The organism is Bradyrhizobium sp. CB2312 (assembly GCF_029714425.1).
In the GTDB taxonomy this organism is placed as follows: domain Bacteria; phylum Pseudomonadota; class Alphaproteobacteria; order Rhizobiales; family Xanthobacteraceae; genus Bradyrhizobium.
This window is the reverse complement of the sequence record NZ_CP121668.1, coordinates 5,350,113-5,371,189: the sequence shown is the minus strand read 5'-3', so window position 1 is coordinate 5,371,189 and position 21,077 is coordinate 5,350,113. Positions and strand designations below refer to the sequence as shown.

Genomic DNA, 21,077 nt, shown 5'->3' with positions numbered 1-21,077 from the left:
GGTTAGAACCGCTCCGGCCGGTAAGGCGCGGGATCAATCGCCGGCGGCTCGCCGCTCATGATCTCCGCGAGCAGGCGTCCGGTCGCGGGTCCGAGCGTAAAGCCCTGGTGGCCGTGGCCAAAGTTCATCCAGAGGCCGGGATGGCGCGGAGCCTGCCCGAGCACCGGCAGCATGTCGGGTGTGCAGGGCCGCGTGCCGAACCACGGATCCGGCTCGACGCGTTGGCCGAGATCGATCAGCTCGCGCGCGGAGGCCTCGGCGCTGGCGAGCTGCACCGGCGTTGCGAGCGCATCCATGCCGGTCAATTCCGCGCCGGTGGTGATGCGGATACCCTTGGCCATCGGTCCCATGGCATAGCCGCGGCCCTTGTCGACGAGCGGCAAATCGAGCGACGCGCCGCCGGCATAGTGCATGTGGTAGCCGCGCTTGCGCACCAGCGGAATGCGGTAGCCGAACTTGTGCAGCAGATCGGGCGACCATGGTCCGAGCGTCACGACGGCGTGGGGGGCGTCGATGCGTCCCTTGTCGGTATTGACCGACCAGCCGGTCGCGGTCTGCTGCAGGCTCTGGGCGTCTCCGAGCACAATGTTGCCGCCGAGGCGCTCGAACAGCTCGGCATAGGCGGTGACCAGCGCGCCGGGATCGGACACGGTCCAGGTGTCGAGCCAGTGGATTGCGCCGGGAAGGTCGTCGCGCAGGATCGGCTCGGCCTTGGCGAGCTCGGCTCCCGAGAGCGCGCGAAACCTCACGCCGAATTCGCGCGCGTCGTCTTCCGCGGCCTTGACGGCCTGATCGAACGAAGCTGCGTCACGATGCAGATGCCGGTATCCGGCGCGACGAATGAGATTGTCGGCGTGCGCCTCGCGAATGAGGATGTCGTGCTCGCTCGTCGCGTAGGCGATCAGCCGCGCCCAGGCGTCGATGGCCTCGCGGTGCCGCTTCGGCGCGGAATGCCACCAATAGCGGAGCAGGGGCTCGATATGGAGATGCAGCGACGACAGGCTGTAGCGCACGTCGTTGGTGCGGCCGGTCGCGATCTTGAGCAGCGAGGCGAGGTCGCGCGGCATCGGATAGGGGCGCACCGCTTCGGCCTGGATCATCCCGGCATTGCCGTAGCTGGTCTCGCGGCCCGGCTCCCTACGGTCGACGAGCGTGACAGCCCAGCCGCGCTGCCGCAGGTGCAGCGCCGCGCTGACTCCAATCATGCCGCCGCCGAGAACGATCGCACTTTGCATCGACACTGACCTCGCCAAATCAAAACCGCCCGGTTTGGCCGGGCGGTTTCATCTGGATGTTCCTGTTACTCGCCGCCGCCGAAGCGCCGTGACCACCAGCCGGCGCGGCGCGGCGCGGCCGGAGTCTCGATCGTCGTTTCCGGCGCGGGCTCAGGGGCCGGCGCGGGCGGAGCGACCGGTTCGCTCGCCTGCGCAACCGGCGTTGTGGGCTCGCTCTGGCTGCTCGTCAGGAAGCTCACCTTCTCCCGGACCGTGGAGCGACGTCGCGCGGCCTTGTCGTCGGCGGACTCTTCGGCCGCTGTACTGGGAGCGGGTTCCTGCTGGGCCGGCACCTCGGGCTGCACCTCGGCAAGCGGTTCAGGCTGAGCAGCTTGCGGCTCGGCGACGTGCTCGGCCTGTGCGATCGAGGGCGCAGCTTCGTTGCCGAAGCTGTCGAAATCGGCGACTGCGTCGCTCGCTTCCGGCGGCACATTGGCCGCGAGCTCGTCGCCGATGGAGCCGGCGAGACCTTCCTCGCCACCGCCACGCCGACGGCGTCCGCCGCGGCGACCACGCCGGCGCCGGCGCTCGCCGCCGCCCTGCTGCTCGCCACGGGCCGCCTGCTCCTCGCCTTCCTCGCCGTCCTGCTCGGATTCGGAATCGTCCTCGCCTTCGCCGGCAGCCACGGCCGCCTCGGGAAGGGTGGGCGGGCTGTCCTCGCGCAGCTCGCCGTCGCGCTGGCCACCGCGGCCGCGCCGGCGACGGCGGCGCTTGCGGCGCTGGCCGTCCTGCTCGGAGCCGGCCTCGCCGGCAGCCTGTTCTTCAGTGAGACCTTCGCTCTCCTCGGTTTCGACCTCGGATTCCAGCTCCGGATCGAACTCCTCGTCGTCATAGGCGTCTTCAGCCAGCGGCGGCGGGCTCGCGGCCGCCTGCGCCGCGAGCAGCGCCTTCGCGGCTTCGAGCGTATGCACCTGCTCGCCGCGGTCGATCAGATAGGCCTGCGGGCCGCTGACGCTGGGATCGGCGATGATCGACAGCGTGACCTTGAAGCTGTTTTCGAGGTCGCGCAGATGGCCGCGCTTGTGGTTCAGCACATAGAGCGCGACGTCGGTGCGGGTGCGGACCACGAGATTATGGGTCGCGCCCTTCATCAGGATCTCTTCGAGGCCGCGCAGCAGCTGGAGCGCCACCGAGGACACCGAGCGGACATGGCCGGTGCCGCCGCAATGCGGGCACGGATCGGTCGAGGATTCCAGCACGCTGGCGCGGATGCGCTGGCGCGACATTTCCAGCAGGCCGAAATGCGAGATGCGACCGACCTGGATGCGGGCGCGATCCTGCCTCAGGCAATCGGACAGCTTGCGCTCGACCGCACGGTTGTTGCGCTTCTCGTCCATGTCGATGAAGTCGATGACGATCAGGCCGGCGAGATCGCGCAGGCGGAGCTGGCGGGCGACCTCTTCGGCCGCCTCCAGATTGGTCTTGAGCGCGGTGTCCTCGATATGGTGCTCGCGGGTGGAGCGGCCGGAGTTGACGTCGATCGAGACCAGCGCCTCGGTCTGGTTGATCACGACATAGCCGCCGGAGCGAAGCTGCACGGTCGGCGAGAACATCGCATCCAGTTGGCTTTCGACGCCCATCCGTGAGAACAGCGGCTGGCCGTCGCGATACTGCTTCACCGCGCTGACATTGGCGGGCATCAGCATCTTCATGAAGTCGCGCGCTTCGCGGTAGCCGGATTCGCCGGCGACCTGAATCTCGTCGATCTCCTTGTTGTAGAGGTCGCGCAGCGAGCGCTTGATCAGCGAGCCTTCCTCGTAGACGAGGGTCGGGGCCTGCGACTTCAGCGTCAGGTCACGCACCGTCTCCCACATCCGGATCAGGTACTCGAAGTCGCGCTTGATCTCGGGCTTGGTGCGGGAGGCGCCCGCGGTGCGCAGGATGATGCCCATGCCCTCGGGCACGTCGAGGTCCTGCACCACTTCCTTCAGGCGCGAGCGGTCCTGGGCGCTGGTGATCTTGCGGCTGATGCCACCGCCCCGGGCGGTGTTCGGCATCAGCACGGCATAGCGGCCGGCGAGCGAGAGGTAGGTGGTCAGCGCAGCGCCCTTGTTGCCGCGCTCTTCCTTGACCACCTGCACCAGCATGACCTGGCGGCGCTTGATGACTTCCTGGATCTTGTACTGACGGCGCGGGCGGAAGGTGCGTTCGGGCACTTCCTCCAGCACGTCGTCGCCGCCGACGGATTCGACGACTTCCTCTTCGGCTTCCTCGCCGTCCTCGTCCTCGTCGTCTTCACCGTCCGCGGCCTCGGCGTGCGGTGCCTCGGCGACATCGCCGGCGGCGTAGACGGCATCGGCCGGTTCCGTGGCGGCCGTCACGGCTTCGGCCAGAGCCTCGGCATGTGCTTCGGAGGTGTGAGCTTCGAAGGTCTGGGCTTCCTGCGGCTCGGGAGCGGTCTCGGTTGCGACCTCGGGCTCGGCGCCGAGCGCTGCGACGGGCGTGGGCGTCTCGGCGGCATAATCATGGTCGTGATGATCGTGCTCGTCGTCATGATGATGGTCGTCATGATCGTGCGCGTGATCGTCATCATGGGCATGATGGTGGTCGTCGTGCCCATGGGCTTCATGGTCATGATCGTGGTGATCATGATCGCCATGGTCGTGATGCTCGTGGCCCTCGTGCTCGCCGTGATGCTCCGCGTCGGCGTGCAGGTGCTCGCCCTCGTGCGATGCGCCCTCGGTGTGCAGGGCTTCGCCCTCGACCGGCTGTGCCGCGGGATCGGCACCGGCCTCGAGGCCTTCGACGATGTCGCTGCGGACGCGCTCGCCGTGGCCGCGGCGGCGGGCGTTGCGATGGCGCGAGCGGCGGCGGCCGTGGGAGCGGTTCTCGCTCTCTTCCTCGGCCTCGCGATGGGCCTGTTCCTCGGCCTCGATCAGCGCCTGCCGGTCGGCGACCGGGATCTGGTAGTAGTCAGGATGGATTTCGCTGAAGGCGAGGAAGCCGTGGCGATTGCCGCCATACTCGACGAAAGCGGCCTGGAGCGAGGGTTCGACCCTTGTGACCTTGGCGAGGTAGATATTCCCGCGCAGTTGCTTGCGTTGCGCGGTCTCGAAATCAAACTCTTCGACGCGATTGCCGCGGACCACGACGACCCGGGTCTCTTCCGGGTGGGTGGCATCGATCAACATCTTGTTGGGCATGTCTTAACTCTTGGCGGCGGCGGGCGCGATCGACCGTGGGCGCGAATTGCGCTGCCGGGTGACGCGACGGTCCACCTGATTCGGGGGTGAGGGGAAGGCCGAAACGCCGTCTCTCGCGCCTTGCCGAACCGGAAGCTTCGGGACCGAGGCGGCGCGCGGGATTGTCACTCCGCAGCGTCGCGAACGGTCCTTCAGAATTCGTCGGCACAGTCTGGCGCATCAAGCGTCGGCCCGTATGAAGCATTGGGCGGCGGGGCCGCCCCTCAATCAGTTGCTGCTGGCCAGGCATGGCGCGAGCGCGCTCGCCTTGGGATTACGAACCGCTCCCTTGGGATTAAGGGATCGGGTAAATGGTCACGCCGCTGTCAGAACCGTCCCGGACACGCTGAGGTAACCAGGGACCGTCCGCCACCGGGGCTTTAGCCCATTCCACCTCGCTGCCGCGCACCGCGCTGGTCTTAGAGGGGAACGGAAAACGCAGGAATTCCCAAACCTTGGGAGCTCCGGCGCTGCACCGGGAGGCTGAATGCGACACAACCGGAAATATCGGCCGTCAGCATTCCGTACATACGTGGAATGGGCCAACCGTGCAAGGGAGCGTCGCACGGCGGTCACAGTCGGCGAGTTTCGCATTTTTGTCATTAAGGATCGATTAACCCTGTGGTTCTATTGCGTTAAAAGGGCCGCTCGGAGGCACGGAATCGGTGGCGAGCCGCACAAATCAAAGGGTTTTGCTGGGTGGCGCGCTGCTGTGCACTGCACTATTGGCGGGCGCTGATTCCTGGCGTCTGAGGGCGGCGGAAAGCCAGCCGCAACCCGCTATGGCAGCGGCGAATTTTCCGATTGCCTCGGCCGCGCGCCTCGCCGGTGATGCCAAGCAGACCCGCTTCGTCCTCGACCTCGATCAGACCGTCACCTTCCGCACCGTGACCCTGGCCGACCCGTATCGGGTCGTGGTCGACGTGCCCCAGCTCAATTTTCAGCTGCCCGCCGGCACCGGGACTGGGGGGCGGGGGCTGGTCAAGGCCTTCCGTTACGGCCTCGTCATGCCCGGCGGCTCGCGAATCGTGTTCGACCTGACGGGACCCGCCAAGATCGCCAATTCCTACGTGCTGGAGGCGGCCAACGGTCAGCCGGCGCGGCTCGTGCTCGAGCTGGAGGAGGTCGACCGCGCCGCTTTCGTGCCGACGATTCCTGCGGAAAAGCGTCCGGACCTGCGGCCCGCGATCGCCGATGCGCCGCCGGCGACGGTTCCGGCCGCCCCGGCTCCGGAAACGGCGCAGCAGAAGGCCGATGGCCGTCCGGTGGTCGTGATCGATCCCGGTCATGGTGGCATCGACAACGGCACCCAGTCGAGCGGCGAGAGCGAGAAGAATCTGGTGCTGGCCTTCGGTCTGGCGCTCCGCGACAGGCTCGAAAAGGCCGGTAAGTATCGTGTGGTGATGACGCGGGACGACGACACGTTCATCCCGCTCAATGACCGAACCAAAATCGCCCGTAACCTGAAAGCGGCCTTGTTCGTCTCGATCCACGCTGACGCGCTGCCCAAGGCCGAGGGTGACGCGCAGGGCGCCACCATCTACACGCTGTCCGACAAGGCCTCCGACGCCGAGGCGCAGCGGTTGGCGGACGCGGAAAACCGGGCGGATGCCATCGCGGGGTTCAATCTGGCGGAAGAGCCGACCGATGTCGCCGACATCCTGATCGACCTCACCCAGCGGGAAACCCGCACGTTTTCAAACCGTTTCGCCCGCCTATTGATGAGCGAAATGAAGTCGAGCGTACGGATGCACAAGCATCCCCTGAAGTCGGCCGGATTCCGGGTCCTGAAAGCACCCGACGTCCCGTCCGTCCTGGTCGAGATCGGCTACGTCTCCAACAAGGGCGATCTCGGGCACCTGGTGTCCGAGGGCTGGCGCTCCAAGGCCGTAGGCGCGATGGCACAGGCGATCGACGGGTTCCTGGCCAAGCGACTGGCCACGGCAGGTCCCTCGAATTGAAAGGGTTTTTCCGTCCCGCCGCAAAAGCCCTAGTTTGGCCACAGCGGGCGCTTTATAAAAATGCCGCAGGGGGTTCCGGAATCGGAGAGAATCCCGCTCGGCAAGCGTCTTTAGGCTCGGCCTTCATGTGATTGCGTAGGCCGGTGAATTCGCGACGTGAGGTTGGCACCAGTTTTAGGTGCCAGTTTTTAGGTCCTATGGGGCTGATACTGGACTGATCCAGGGTTTGAACGGATAAACACATAATGCGCTTGCTGGTGCGGTTCATGGGCTTCCTGTTCGCCGCGGGAACGGTGGTGTTCCTTGTCGGTGTCGGAGCCGTGGCAGGCCTGATCTGGCATTTCTCCAAGGACTTGCCCGACTACTCTCAGCTTCAGGATTACGAGCCGCCGGTGATGACCCGCGTGCACGCGGTCGACGGTTCTCTGCTCGGCGAATACGCCAAGGAGCGGCGGCTCTATCTGCCGATCCAGGCGGTGCCGAAGCTCGTGATCAACGCCTTCCTCGCGGCCGAGGACAAGAATTTCTACGAGCATGGCGGCATCGATTACACCGGCATGGCGCGTGCCGGTGTGCTCTATCTCCAGAACTTCGGCTCCAACCGCCGTCCGCAGGGCGCTTCCACGATCACCCAGCAGGTCGCCAAGAACTTCCTGCTGACCAATGAGGTCTCCTTCTCGCGCAAGATCAAGGAAGCCTTGCTGGCGATGCGCATCGAGAAGACCTATTCGAAGGACAAGATCCTCGAACTGTACCTGAACGAGATCTATCTCGGCCTCGGCGCCTACGGCATCGCGGCCGCCTCGCTGGTCTATTTCGACAAGTCGGTGAACGAGCTGACCGTGGCGGAAGCCTCCTATCTGGCGGCCCTGCCGAAGATGCCGGCGACGCTGCACCCGGTCCGCAACCGTGATCGCGCCGTCGAGCGCCGCAACTACGTCATCGACCGTCTGCTGGAGAACGGCTGGATCAAGCAGGCCGACGCTGACAAGGCGCGCAAGGAGCCGCTGGCCGTCACCAACCGTTCGGGCGGCGCCCACACCTTCGCCGGTGAATACTTTGCCGAGGAAGTCCGCCGCGACATCTTCGAGCGTTATGGCGAGAAGAAACTCTACGAGGGCGGTCTCTCGGTCCGCACCACGCTCGATCCGAAGATCCAGGTCATGGCGCGCAAGACCATGGTCTCGGGTCTCGTGAACTATGACGAGCAGCAGGGCTATCGCGGCGCCATGAGCAAGCTCGATATCTCCGGCGATTGGGGCGTGAAGCTCGCCGAGATCAAGTCGCTGTCCGACATCGCGCCGTGGCGCATGGCGGTGGTGCTGGAGACCAGCGATCAGTCGGCGCGCATCGGCTTCCAGCCGAGCCGTGAGCTCGGCGGCGCCGTGAGCAAGCAACGCGAGACCGGCCTTGTCACCCTCGACGGCGTGCGCTGGGCGAGGGCGGCCCAGGGCAATGCGAAGGGCAAGACGCCGACGTCCGTGGCGCAGGTGCTGGCGCCTGGCGATGTGATCTATGCCGATCCGCTCTACAGCAAGGAAGGACAGCCGGTCGAAGGCCAGTACCGTTTGCGCCAGATCCCCGAAGTGTCCGGCGCGATGGTGGTGATGGATCCCTGGACCGGCCGCGTGCTCGCGATGGTCGGCGGCTTCTCGTTCGACCAGAGCCAGTTCAACCGTGCCACGCAGGCCTACCGGCAGCCGGGCTCGTCGTTCAAGCCGATCGTCTATTCGGCCGCGCTCGACAACGGCTACACGCCCTCGACCGTGGTGCTCGACGCGCCCATCGAAATCGACCAGGGCCAGGGCGCCGGCGTGTGGCGGCCCGAAAACTTCTCCTCGGGCAAGTTCCAGGGGCCGGTGACGCTGCGCAACGCGCTCCGGCAGTCGCTCAACACCGTGACGGTGCGCCTTGCGCAGGACATCGGCATGCCCCTGATCGGCGAATATGCCCGCCGCTTCGGCGTCTATGACGAGCTGCCGAACTATCTGTCCTACGCGCTCGGCGCCGGCGAGACGACTGCGATGCGAATGGTGACCGCCTATTCGATGCTCGCCAATGGCGGCCGCCGCGTGAAGCCGACCCTGATCGACCGTATCCAGGACCGTTACGGCCACACCATCTTCAAGCACGACCAGCGCGAATGCCGCGGCTGCGACGCACCCGGCGGCTGGAAGAACCAGCCCGAGCCGCAGCTGATCGACCGCCGCGAGCAGGTGCTGGATTCCATGACCGCCTATCAGATCACCGAGCTGATGGAAGGCGTGGTGCAGGCCGGTACCGCGACCGTGGTCAAGGAGGTCGGCAAGCCGATCGCCGGCAAGACCGGCACGACCAACGAGGCCAAGGACGCCTGGTTCGTCGGCTTCTCGCCCGACGTCGCCGTCGCCATCTATATGGGCTACGACAAGCCGCGCGCGCTCGGTAAGGGCAACGCCGCGACCGGCGGCCATCTGGCCGCGCCCATCGCGCGCGATTTCCTCAAGCTCGCGCTCGCCGACAAGCCCGCCGTTCCGTTCAAGGTGCCGGCCGGCATCAAGCTGGTGCGCGTCGTCGCCAAGACCGGCATGCGCGCCGGCCCCGGCGAGACCGGCGGAACCATCCTCGAAGCCTTCAAGCCGGGCACGGCGCCGCCGGATAATTATGCGGTCATCGGTGTGGCCGACGCCGACGCGCGCGGCGGCATGCCGGCCTCGCAGCAGCAGCAGCCGGATTCCGGCTTCCTCATGCGGCCGGGCACCGGCGGGCTGTGGTAGCCGCGGATAAGGCTGACGATCGCGGTTCCGGCGGTTGCGCTTTGCAGCCGCCGCCGCTACATCCCCATCTCGAAATGCACGCGGGATTCCGCGAGACCAGAGAGCCACATGCGCGCCGAAATCGAACGGTTGGTAGAAGAGATCAAGCAGTCAGTCGGGCTGCTGAGGAGGCATCTTTGACGTCGAGAAATCGACGGCGCGCCTCGCTGAGCTGAACAAGCTCGCAGAAGATCCCAACCTCTGGAACGATCCCCAGAAAGCCCAGAAGCTGATGCAGGAGCGCACCTCGCTTGAGGATTCGCTCTCGGGCATCGGCAAGGTCGAGCAGGAGCTCGAAGACGACATCGGCATGATCGAGCTCGGCGAGGCCGAGGGCGATGACGGCGTCGTGGCCGAGGCCGAAGCGGCGCTGAAGAACCTCAAGAAGGAAGTCGCACGGCGCGAGCTCGAGGCGCTGCTCTCGGGCGAGGCCGACCGCTTCGATTCCTATCTCGAGGTCCATGCCGGCGCCGGCGGCACCGAGAGCCAGGACTGGGCGCAGATGCTGCTGCGCATGTACACGCGCTGGGCCGACACCCACGGCTTCAAGGTCGAGGTGTTGGAGGAGTCCGAGGGCGAAGAGGCCGGCATCAAGTCCGCGACCATCCAGGTCTCCGGCCACAACGCCTATGGCTGGCTGAAGACGGAAGCCGGCGTGCACCGCCTCGTGCGCATCTCGCCGTTCGATTCCAACGCGCGGCGGCACACCTCGTTTTCGAGCGTGCAGGTGTTTCCCGTCATCGACGACAGCATCAAGATCGACATCAAGGAATCCGACGTCCGCGTCGACACCATGCGCTCGGGCGGCGCCGGCGGCCAGCACGTCAACAAGACCGAATCCGCGGTGCGCCTGACGCACATTCCGACCGGCGTCGCCGTGGTCTGCCAGGCCGGCCGCTCCCAGCACAAGAACCGTGCGCAGGCCTGGGACATGCTGCGCGCCCGCCTTTATGAAATCGAGCTGAAGAAGCGCGAGGAGAAGGCCGCCGCCGACCAAGCCGCCAAGACCGACATCGGCTGGGGTCACCAGATCCGCTCCTACGTGCTCCAGCCCTACCAGATGGTGAAGGACCTGCGCACGGGCGTGCAGACCTCCGACACATCGGGCGTGCTCGGCGGCGATCTCGACGAGTTCATGGCCGCGACGCTGGCGCAGCGCGCCTTCGGCACCACGAGCGGCGAAATCGAGGACGTGGATTAGCGATGACCCGCGTCGCCTTCATCGGGCTTGGGCGGATGGGCCATGGCATGGCCGGCCGCTATCTCGATGCCGGCTTCACGGTGACGCTGTGGAACCGCAGCAAGGCCAAGGCGGAGGACCTGATCGCGCGCGGCGCGCTCTGGGCGACCTCGCCCGAGGATGCTGCGATCGATGCCGACGCGGTCGTGACCATGGTTGCCGATGACGAAGCCTCGCGCGCGGTCTGGCTCGGGCCTGAAGGCGCGGCGAAGACGGCGAAGGCCGGCACCATCGCGATCGAATGCTCCACCGTCTCCTATGACCACGCCCGCGAGATGGGCCGCGAGCTGAATGCGCGCGGGCTGATCTACATCGATTGCCCCGTGACGGGATTGCCGGACGCGGCGGCCGTCGGGAAGCTGACGTTGCTTGTCGGTGCGGATGCGGCTGATCTCGAACGCGCGCGGCCGTTCCTCGAACCGATCGGCTCGACCATCCGTCATTTCGGCGCGGTCGGCTCCGGCACGGTCTACAAGCTGATCAACAATCTCATGGGCGCGATCCAGATCGCCGGGCTCGCAGAAGGGCTGGCGATCGCCGAGCAGGCCGGGCTCGACATGAACCTCGTGCTGGACTCGATCCAGGCGGGCGTCGCCGCGAGCCCGCAGGTGCAGCGCCACTCCAGGCGCATGGTCGCCCGCGATTTCAGCGGCGCGACGTTTACGGCGGCGCTTCGGCACAAGGATGCAGCCTACGCGGTGAGGCTCGCGGAAAGCCTGCTTGCCGACAAGCCGCTCGTGTCACGCGCCGCGGTCGAGTCCTACGCGCAGGCGAAGGCCGCGATGCCTGATGACGACGAGGGCAGGATGATCGAGCTGGTGTCGCGTCCGAAGAAGCCGTCCTAGCCGGAGGTATCAGCATGGGGCAGCCTCGATCAGAACGCGGTCTCGGCATTGCCCTCGTCATCGCTGCTGCGGTTGCCTGGAGCACGGCACCATTCTTCACCCGCCTGCTGCCGTTCGATCCCTGGACCATCCTGTTCTGGCGCGGCGTGTTCGCGGGCAGCCTGATCAGCGTGTTTCTCGTCGTCATGCAGGGCCGCGCGGCTCTGTGGCAATTGGTGGTGCCGGGGAGGGGTGGTTTGCTCGTCGCCTCCTTGTCCACCATCGGCATGGTCTCGTTCATCCCCGCACTTCAGATGACCAAGGTGATGAATGTCGCGGTGCTGATCGCAACCCAGCCCTTTGTCGCCGCCGCGCTGGCGTGGCTGTGGCTCGGCGAAGCCGCGACGTGGCGCACGCTCATTGCGAGCCTGATCGCCTTTGCCGGCGTCGTCATCACGGTCGGCGGCGTGCAAGCCGGCGCTGATATTGGCGGCCTGGCCCTGAGCTGCCTGATGGTGATCGCCATCTCCGCCATGACGGTGGTGGTCCGGCGCCACCGCGAGACGTCGATGGTGGCGGCGGCTGCGCTTTCGAACTTCCTGGGAAGCCTCGTCAGCCTGCCGTTCGCCCACGACATCGCCCATGTCGGCAGCAACGGCCTTGCGATCCTCGCGATGTTCGGGTGCCTCCAGGTCGCGCTCGGCCTGACCTTCTACATGCTCGGCTCGCGCCTCTTGCCGTCAGGGCAAGCCTCGCTGATCGCGACTCTGGAAACGCCGCTGATGCCGTTCTGGATCTGGGCTGCGTTTCGCGAAGTGCCGGCCGTGCACGCGCTCATTGGCGGAGCTTTGGTGATCGGCGCGGTGGTCGCCGACATCGCCGGCGATGCCCGGACGCGACGGACCTCATAACGTTCTCGGAAATCGGGTGGGAAAGTTGGCTGTGCCGTCCTAAAGCACGATGAGATCAGGATGAATCGTCATCGCGCTTTAGTTTGTTGTTTGCGCATGATCTTTTCGGAAAACCGCTGCGCACTTTTCCGGATCATGCTCTAGGCGACAGGCTCGGCCACTGAGGCGAGACGTATGCCCCCGAACGACAACCGGATCGACGCGCGAGACTGGTCGCTGCTCGCAGTGCTCTCGATCCTCTGGGGCGGCTCGTTCTTCTTCAACGGCGCGGCGCTGCGGGAGTTGCCGCCGCTGACGCTGGTGTTTTTGCGCGTCGCGCTTGGGGCAGCCATTCTGCTGCCACTCCTTCGCATGCAGGGCATCAGTTTTCCCAAGGACACCGCCGGCTGGAAGCCGTTCATCGCGATCGGGCTGCTCAACAATGTCATTCCGTTCTCGCTGATCGTGATTGGCCAGACCTTCATTCCGAGCGGACTCGCCTCGATCCTGAATGCCACGACGCCGCTATTCACGGTGATCGTGATGGCAGCGGCCGGCGAGGAGGCCTTGCAGATGCGACGGGTGGCCGGCGTGGCGCTGGGCGTCGTCGGAGTGGTCATCCTGCGCGGATGGGGCATCGAGACGAGACCGGGGCAGGGGCTCGGCATCCTGCTTTGCCTCGCAGGTGCCCTCAGTTACGGCTTCGCGGCGCTGGCGGCGCGGCGGCTGCTCAAGGACTCGCCGCCGCTTGGAACGGCGACGTTTCAGCTGATGGCGTCCACGGTGATGATGGCGGTCGTTGCCGGCGCGGTGGAGCAGCCATGGCATCTGGCAATGCCGGGCGTCGCGACCTGGCTGGCGATTCTTGGTCTCGCCGCGCTTTCAACGGCGCTCGCTTACATTGTCTTCTTTCAAATCATTCAGCGCTCGGGGGCAACCAATGTGATGCTGGTGACGCTGCTCATTCCCGTCACCGCCATCCTGCTGGGATGGCTGGTGCTGGGCGAGCCGATCTCTGCGCGGGAGATCGCGGGCGCGATCATCATCGGCAGCGCGTTGCTGGTGATTGACGGACGCGCGCTCGGCCTGCTGCGTCATATCGCTTAAGTTCCCGATCCAGCGTTTCATGCCGCGGAAAATCGTATCGCTTGCCAGCCCTCGACCTGCTTGCGACACTCCCAGCAAAACAAGACTACAAAACAGGGGAGAGACCAATGCCGGGTCGTCGCGAAAACCTTGCTGCCCTCGCCATTCTCGTTGCCGGCGTGATCGCCGCGACACCGGCCTCGGCGCAGAAGAAATACGATCCCGGCGCCAGCGACACCGAAATCAAGATCGGCAACATCATGCCCTATAGCGGGCCGGCGTCGTCCTATGGGGTGATCGGCAAGACCGAAGCCGCATTCTTCAAGATGATCAACGAGCAGGGCGGCATCAACGGCCGCAAGGTCAACTTCATCAGCTATGACGACGCCTATTCGCCGCCGAAGGCGATCGAGCAGGCGCGCAAGCTGGTCGAGAGCGATGAGGTGCTGTTGATCTTCCAGCCGCTCGGCACGCCCTCCAATTCCGCGATCATGAAATACATGAATGCGAAGAAGGTGCCGCAGCTGTTCGTCGCCTCGGGCGGCACCAAATTCGGCGATCCCAAGAACTTCCCCTGGACCATGGGCTTCCAGCCCAACTACCAGAGCGAGGGGAGGATCTACGCAAAATACATCCGCGACCATTTTCCGAAGAGCAAGATCGCGGTGTTCTGGCAGAACGACGATGCCGGCAAGGACCAGTTCAAGGGCCTGAAGGACGGGCTCGGTGACAAGGCCGGCATGATCATCGCCGACAAATCCTACGAGGTGAGCGATCCCTCGATCGACTCGCAGATCGTGGCCCTGCACGATTCCGGCGCCGACATCTTCTTCTCATGGGCCGCGCCGAAAGGTTCGGCACAGGCGATCCGGAAAGTGGGCGAGCTCGGCTGGAAGCCGAAATTCTTCCTGGCCAACACTGCGACCTCGGTCGCATCGGTGCTGAAGCCGGCCGGGCTGGAGTATTCCAAGGACATCATCTCGACGGTCTATCTGAAGGATCCGACCGATCCGACCTGGGACAAGGATCCCGCCGTGGTGAACTGGCGCGCGTTCATGGACAAGTATTACGCCGATGGCGACAAGGCCAATGCCAACAACGTCTATGGCTATGTGCAGGCCGAGGCGATGGCGCAGGTGCTGAAGCAGTGCGGCGACAATCTCACGCGCGAGAACGTCATGAAGCAGGCCGCGAACCTGAAGGATTTTCACACCGACCTGATGCTGCCGGGCATCATGGTCAACACCTCGCCGGACGATTATTTCCCGATCGAGCAGATGCAGCTGATGCGCTTCAACGGGCAGGCCTGGGAGCTGTTCGGCGAGGTCATCACCGGCGAGGTCGGCCACGAGCGCAGCCAGTAGTCACGGCCGGCTGATCTCGTTGTTCGGTCTTTGCCTGCAGCACCATGCTGGGCATGATCTCCGCGCAAACGCGTTCCGCGTTTGTCGCGAGGGAAGACCGCTGCGCACTTTGCGCTCGGGCGGCCCTTCGGGGCCGGATCGTGCTTTAGCCCGCGCTGAGGCGCACGCCGGCGCGCAGGAATTTCTGCGGGTCGACCGCTTCGCCGTCGATGCGGGTTTCGTAATGCAGATGCGGACCGGTGGAACGGCCGGTCGAGCCGACGAGACCGACGACCTGGCCGATCTTGACGATCTCGCCGACCTTGACGCTGATCTCGGAGAGATGGCCGTAGCGGGTCGAAAGCCCATTGCCGTGATCGACCTCGATCATGCGGCCATAACCGCCGGACCAGCCGGCGGAGACCACCTTGCCATAGGCGGTGGCGCGGACGGGATCGCCCGTCGCGGCGCGGAAGTCGAGCCCGGTATGCATCGCGGGTCGGCCGAGGAAGGGATCGCTGCGCACGCCGAAGCCGGAGGTGAATTCGACCTCGCCGATGACGGGCTTGCGATAGGGCACCAGCGCCAGCGTGCGATTGAGCCGGTCCATCTCGGCGCGGGTGGTGTTGATGCGAGAGAGCTGCTTCTCGAACGGCCCGGCATTGCCGGTCAGTTTGACGGGTACGAAGGGCCCGCCCATCGCGGAGCGCGGCACGGCGGCTTCGAGATTGGCGAGGTTCAAACCGAGATCGCTGACCACGCCGCGCATCCGGCGCATCCGCGAATCCATGCCGTCCTCGACCGCGCTGAGCGCCGCCATCTGGCGACGCTCGACCTGGTCGAGAGAGCTCGTGAGCCGGACCAGGACGTTGTCAAAGCCCTGGTTCTTGGCGAACTGGCTGGTCGGCGCGGTCGCCACGGTCGGCGCGCGCGACTCGAGCCGCGCCTCGCGATCAGGCGGCGCCACGAAGATCACGGTGTCGCTGATCGGCGAGGGTTTGGATGTGCCCTGCGTCGAGCTCTGACCGGCATCGCCGCGCTGCGGCGCCGAGCGCGGGATCGATCCGGTCACGTCGGGCATGGCGCCGAGCGCCGTTGCACGGGACTCCAGCGCCGTCTGGCGCTTCATGATCTGGTCGAGCTTTTGGTCGAACTGTTCCTGGTCGAGCAATTGCCGACTGGTGGTGCGGTCGACCTTGGCGCGCAGCTCGGCGATGCGGTCCTCATAGGCGTATTGCATCTCGGCCTGGCGGGCGATCAGACGGGTCAGGACGTCGTCGCGAAACGCAAAATAGGTGGCGGTTGCCGCCGACCACAGGCCGAGCAGCACAACGGTACCGACGACAATCCAGAACACCACGGGCCCGAGCCGGACCTGCTTGCCGTGATGCACGATGGTGTAGGCGTCGTCGGTCGCGGGAAGCGGAATCGCCGCCGCCACTGCGGCGGCGGGACGGCGCTGGAAGGCCCGTCCGTGGTCGTGAGGATGATGCTGGGGGTACTGCGAGTATTGGGCAGAACTTTTCGACATCGGCACTCCCGCGCCGGTCGGATGGGTTCCTTGCGGCTCAATTGCCGCAGCAATCTGGGCCGGTCATGGTTAATTTTCCGGAAACGGAACCGTTAGAACTTAACGGGCTGGTTAAAGACTTCTTGCCGCTTCGAGCACCTGATCGGCATGGCCGTCGACCCGGACATTGCGCCAGATCCTGACGATCTTGCCGTCGCTCCCGACCAAAATCGTGGTCCGAAGAATTCCGAGGAAGCTCTTGCCATACATGGATTTTTCGCCCCAGGCGCCATAGGCCTCGAGCATCTCGTGCCTCTCATCCGAGATGAGAGGAACGCCGAGCTTGTGCTTGTCGCGGAACTTCTCCTGGGCCTTTAACGGATCGGCGGAGATGCCGAGCACGGCCGTGCCCGCCTTGGCGAAGTCGTCGGCAAGCCGGGTGAAGTCGATCGCCTCCCTGGTGCAGCCGGGCGTGTCGGCGCGGGGGTAGAAGAACAGGACGAGCTTGCTGCCGGCATAGTCGGACAGCGTGACCACATCGCCGCCGTCGCGGGGCAGGCGGAAGGCGGGGGCTTTCGCGCCCTCTGCCAGGGCCACCTTCGCCGCCGCGGCCGATCTGGAGGAATTTAACTGTTTCGATGCGGCCCCATGCGATGCTGTCTTTGCTATGCTCGCGGTTGATTTGCTGGCCGGTGCCCGCCGGGTTTTGGCGAGCTTTGTTTGACTAGATGCCCGCGTTTTCAGGGTCTTCTTTTTGGCCGTCGGACTGCCGGAGGGCGTTTTGGACGATTTCTTTCGGGATTTCTTGGACATACGCCTTCCTTTCGACGCTTTCGGCGGGTCAACCAAAGCGGTATTGCAGCTCTCGTCCGGCACGCCGGATTCGTGCCCTTGGCTGGGCAAGTCTGACGGCGCCGGAATATGGTTACAAGGATTTCCACGCACCACCCCACTGCTCGTTGAACGCGCTCCCGGGGCGAAATGACGAACAGCAGGAATATTCGAGGTATGGCGGCAACGCCGGGTCGGGGTGCTTCGATCCCCGTCGACGGCTGCGGTCCGGGCGGCGCTCAATCCTATGATGGGCGCCTGTATCGAGAGGCAATGGCAAGGAATACGTCGCCCCAGGATCACAATCGGGACTTCGATCGGCGCGGCGGCTATCAAGAGCCGCCGGAATGGGACGAGGCCGATTGGGATCAGGATCAGGAGGAGGAGGAGGCGGGCCATCGCGCGCGCCGCCTGCTGTCGCGCTCCAGTTCGCGCTTTCGGTTCGGTGACAGCTTCTCGTCGGTTCGACGGGCGCTGCCGAGTGGACGCTGGCTTCGCCGGATCGCCGTCGTCGTAGGCACCCTCTTCGTCGTCTTCGTCGGCTGTTTCGGCGCGCTGTGGTGGCGGCTTGGCGCCGGTCCGATCAATCTCGACATCGCAACGCCCTGGCTGGCTGCGGCGATCGAGGACAATATCGGTCACGGCAATACGGTCGAGGTCGGCGGCACCCAGATCGAGCGGGCCGGCCGGGTCCGCATCGCCGTCCGCATCCGCGACATCGTCGTCCGCGACCACGATCATGCCATCGTTGCCACCGCGCCGAAGGCCGAGGTGAAGCTGTCGGGCGCCGGTCTCCTGATGGGCCATTTGCGCGCCGAGAGCCTCAACCTCGTCGACGCCGAACTCGCGATCCGCATTGCGCCGGACGGCACCGTCACCGTATCCGCCGGCGACACCGCCAAACCGCTCGCAACCGGTGTTGCGTCCAAGAAGGATGCGGGCCTGCCGCCGACGTTCCCGCGCAATGGCGTCCCGCCGCCGCCCTTTGCGACCGCGCCTGCGGGCCAAGACCCATCCCAAGCCGCATCGCAAGCGGCCCCTCAGGCGACAGCGCAGAGTGGCATCCTTCAGGGCCTCGACTGGCTCGACAGCCTGAGCATGACCGGCCTCGACGGTCAGAACCTCAACGAGATCGGCCTGAAGAACGGCAACCTGATCGTCGACGATCAGCAGCGCGGCAGCAAATGGACCTTTGAGAACATCACGCTGAGCCTGCGCCGGCCGAGCCGTGGCGGCGTCACGCTCAGCCTCGGCGAGGAGGGCGCGCGTCCGTGGATGCTGCGGGCCACGATCGGCCCCGCCGAGAACGGCGTGCGCTCAATCGACATCAAGGCCGACAAGGTCTCGACCTCCAACATCCTGCTGGCGCTGCGGGTCAAGGACCTCACCTACACCGCCGATCTGCCGCTGACCGGCGAGCTCAAGGGCGAGCTCGGCCGCGACGGCGTGCCGACCTTCTTCCGCGGCAAGATCGCGGTCGGCGCCGGCAACATCATCGACACCGATACGCCCGACTACCCGATGGCGATCGACCAGGCCGAGATCAACATCGAGTGGGACGCCAATCGGCGGGTGCTGGTTGCGCCCTTCAAGATCCTCTCGGGCGCGAACCGTCTGACCCTGCTGGCCCATCTCGAGCCGCCGAACGGCACCGTCAACGACTGGCAGCTTGGCTTCAGCGGCGGGTCGATCCTGCTCGGCGGCATCGACAACGAGCCGCCGCTGGTCTTCAACCGCATTGCGATAGGCTTTCGCTTCGACACTGACCACAAGCGCATGCTGCTGACGCAAGCCGACATCAGCAATGGCGAGATCGGCGTCGCCGGCACCGGCGCCATCGACTATTCCGGCGAGCCGCGGCTGACGCTGGGCTTTGCCGGCACGCCGATGTCGGCCTCCGCGCTCAAGCGGATGTGGCCGACGCTCGTGGTGCCCGAGCTGCGCGAATGGGTGATCGAGCGGATCGAGCACGGCACGCTTCAGCGCATCGAGATCGGCATCAATTCGCCGACCAGGAACCTGCCGCGCAAGGGCCCGCCGATTCCGGACGACGGCCTCTCGGTCAACATCGTGGCGAGCGGCGTCGCGGTCCGCCCCGTGGACGGCATGCCTGTCGTGCACGACGCCGATCTGAAGGCGCGCGTCACCGGGCGCACCGCGACCGTGAATATCGGGCAGGGCATTGCCGATACGCCTGCGGGCCGCAAGGTCACGATCTCCGATTTCGTCTTCGAGGTGCCCGACATGGCGCCCAAGCCTTCGCCGTCGCGCACCAGGTTCCGCGTCGACGGTCCGGTGCCGGCGGCGGCCGAAATGCTCGCCAATGATCGCCTCAGCGACCTGTCCGCGACGGTCGTCGATCCCAACACCAGCAAGGGGACGTTCACGGCGAACATTCAGCTCGGCTTGCCGGTCAAGGGCGAGCTGACCAAGGCCGACACCGTCTATGCCGTCACCGCCGATCTCAACGGCTTCTCCGCCGACAAGCTGGTGATGAACCAGAAGCTGGAGGCCAACAACCTCAAGATCACCGCCAACAACCAGGGCTATCAGGTCAAGGGCGACGTCAAGATCAACGGGCAGGCGGCCTCGCTCGACTACCGCAAGCCGGCCGAGGGCGACGCGGACGTCCGCTTGCAGGCGACGCTGGATGATGCGAGCCGGGCGCGCCTCGGCTTCGATCTGAGCCCGGCCGTCAGCGGCTCGCTGCCGATCAAGGTGTCGGGCAAGATTGCCGGCGGTCCCGACCAGACCACCAAGCTCGGCGTCGAGGCCGACCTGACGTCGGTCAAGCTCGACAACATCCTGCCCGGTTGGGTCAAGCTGCCGGGCAAGTCGGGCAAGGCCAGCTTCAAAGTGGTGCCGACGGCGCAGTCGACCCGTTTCGAGGACATCGTCATTGATGGCGGCGGCGCTTCGATCAAGGGCTCGCTCGAGCTCGATCCCAACGGCGACCTCATGAATGCGAATTTCCCGACCTACTCGCCGTCCGACGGCGACAAGGCATCGCTGAAAGTCGAGCGGAGCCAGGACGGCGTGGTCAAGGGCACGATGCGCGGCGACATCTTCGACGGCCGCGGCTTCCTGAAATCGGCGATCTCAGGCAATTCCAAGGACGATTCCAAGAACAAGCTGAAGAACGTCGATTTCGACATTGACCTGAAACTCGGCGCCGTCATGGGTTTCAACGGCGAGGCGATGCGCAGCGTCGATGCCAAGATGTCGAAGCGCAGCGGGGCCATCAAGGCGGTCACGCTGAGCGGCAAGATCGGCAACGACTCGCCGGTCGCGGCCGACCTGCGCGGTGGCCGCGCCCAGGGCAACCGCGAGGTGATCTACCTCCAGACCAACAATGCCGGCGCGCTGCTGCGCTTCACCGACACCTACACCAAGGCGGTCGGCGGCCAGATGGTGGTGGCGATGGAGCCGCCGACGTCGGAGCCGAACACCTCGCGCGAGGGCCTCATCAACGTGCGCGACTTCACGGTGAAGGGCGAGGCGCAGCTCGAGCGCGTCGCCGCCGGTGCGCCCAACGGCACCGGGAATGGCGTCTCGTTCAGTGCGCTCCGCGCCGAATTCACCCGGCAGAACGGTGCGCTTACGATCCGCGACGGCGTGGTCAAGGGCCCGATGATCGGCGCCACGATCGAAGGCTCGATCGACTACCCCGGCAACCAGGTGTGCATGAGCGGCACCTTCGTGCCGATGTACGGGTTGAACAACATGTTCGGACAGATTCCGGTGCTGGGGTTGATCCTGGGGGCCGGCGACAAGGAGGGACTGATCGGCGTGACCTACGAGGTCGTCGGTACGCCGGCCGCCCCCGTCATGCGCGTCAATCCGATCTCCGCGATCTTTCCCGGCGTGACGCGGAAGATCATGGAGTTCAACACCGGCAAGCAGAACTCGCCGTTCGAGGAATTCCCGTCGCAATCGAACGACGGCTCGACCGGATCGACGCGGCAGCTCTCGAACGGTTGCAGCCTCACGCGGCGGTAAGCCACCTACTTTCCCAAGTGCTCGTCATGCTCGGGCTTCCACGTTCTTCGTGCAGCTCGGCCAAAACGTGGATGGCCGGGACAAGCCCGGCCATGACGAATGTGGCGACGCTTTCGTGCCAAATGTCTCGTGTTCTGAGTGG

At 65.6% G+C, this 21,077-nt stretch carries 12 protein-coding genes; 8 read left to right on the top strand and 4 right to left on the bottom strand.

Going from position 1 to position 21,077, the window contains the following annotated elements; genetic code table 11:
- Positions 1–2: 2 nt before the first annotated feature.
- The gene (locus QA642_RS26405) at positions 3–1,235 is read right to left on the bottom strand and encodes an FAD-binding oxidoreductase (RefSeq protein WP_283086980.1); all 1,233 of its coding nucleotides are present in this window, start codon (positions 1,233–1,235) and stop codon (positions 3–5) included.
- Between the two features lie 65 nt (positions 1,236–1,300).
- Entirely contained in the window at positions 1,301–4,417 is a 3,117-nt protein-coding gene (locus tag QA642_RS26400; RefSeq protein ID WP_283079456.1) for an Rne/Rng family ribonuclease, read from the bottom strand.
- Between the two features lie 704 nt (positions 4,418–5,121).
- On the opposite strand from QA642_RS26400, the gene QA642_RS26395 reads away from it, so the two are divergent.
- The 7 genes from QA642_RS26395 (at position 5,122) to QA642_RS26365 (ending at position 14,616) form a co-directional block, all read left to right on the top strand.
- On the top strand, positions 5,122–6,417 hold the full coding sequence (locus tag QA642_RS26395; RefSeq protein WP_283079455.1) for an N-acetylmuramoyl-L-alanine amidase: 1,296 nt from the start codon (positions 5,122–5,124) through the stop codon (positions 6,415–6,417).
- A 245-nt stretch (positions 6,418–6,662) separates the two neighbouring features.
- Positions 6,663–9,173: a penicillin-binding protein 1A gene (locus tag QA642_RS26390; RefSeq protein ID WP_283079454.1), complete on the top strand. Its 2,511-nt coding sequence runs from the start codon at positions 6,663–6,665 to the stop codon at positions 9,171–9,173.
- Positions 9,174–9,281: 108 nt separating this feature from the next.
- Positions 9,282–10,413, top strand: a protein-coding gene (gene prfB, locus QA642_RS26385; protein WP_283079453.1) for a peptide chain release factor 2 whose coding sequence is annotated in 2 segments (ribosomal slippage) — positions 9,282–9,350 and positions 9,352–10,413 — 1,131 coding nt in all. Because the reading frame shifts where the segments join, the coding sequence is not laid out codon by codon here.
- Positions 10,414–10,415: 2 nt separating this feature from the next.
- Positions 10,416–11,297 (top strand): NAD(P)-dependent oxidoreductase, encoded by an 882-nt coding sequence (locus QA642_RS26380; RefSeq protein ID WP_283079452.1) that lies wholly within the window; start codon positions 10,416–10,418, stop codon positions 11,295–11,297.
- 14 nt (positions 11,298–11,311) lie between these two features.
- Entirely contained in the window at positions 11,312–12,187 is an 876-nt protein-coding gene (locus QA642_RS26375; protein WP_283079451.1) for a DMT family transporter, read from the top strand.
- 174 nt (positions 12,188–12,361) lie between these two features.
- A complete protein-coding gene (locus tag QA642_RS26370) occupies positions 12,362–13,273 on the top strand; it encodes a DMT family transporter (RefSeq protein ID WP_283079450.1) in 912 nt (303 codons plus the stop codon).
- Between the two features lie 107 nt (positions 13,274–13,380).
- The gene (locus QA642_RS26365) at positions 13,381–14,616 is read left to right on the top strand and encodes an ABC transporter substrate-binding protein (protein WP_283079449.1); all 1,236 of its coding nucleotides are present in this window, start codon (positions 13,381–13,383) and stop codon (positions 14,614–14,616) included.
- A 145-nt stretch (positions 14,617–14,761) separates the two neighbouring features.
- Here QA642_RS26365 and QA642_RS26360 read toward each other — a convergent pair whose 3' ends face one another.
- Positions 14,762–16,126: a peptidoglycan DD-metalloendopeptidase family protein gene (locus QA642_RS26360; RefSeq protein WP_283079448.1), complete on the bottom strand. Its 1,365-nt coding sequence runs from the start codon at positions 16,124–16,126 to the stop codon at positions 14,762–14,764.
- A gap of 111 nt (positions 16,127–16,237) precedes the next feature.
- Complete coding sequence (locus QA642_RS26355; protein WP_283086979.1) at positions 16,238–16,918, bottom strand: peroxiredoxin; 681 nt, start codon at positions 16,916–16,918, stop codon at positions 16,238–16,240.
- A 195-nt stretch (positions 16,919–17,113) separates the two neighbouring features.
- Between QA642_RS26355 and QA642_RS26350 the strand changes: the two genes are divergently transcribed.
- Positions 17,114–20,935, top strand: coding sequence for a DUF3971 domain-containing protein (locus QA642_RS26350; RefSeq protein WP_283079447.1), 3,822 nt, complete (start codon positions 17,114–17,116; stop codon positions 20,933–20,935).
- Positions 20,936–21,077 lie beyond the last annotated feature (142 nt).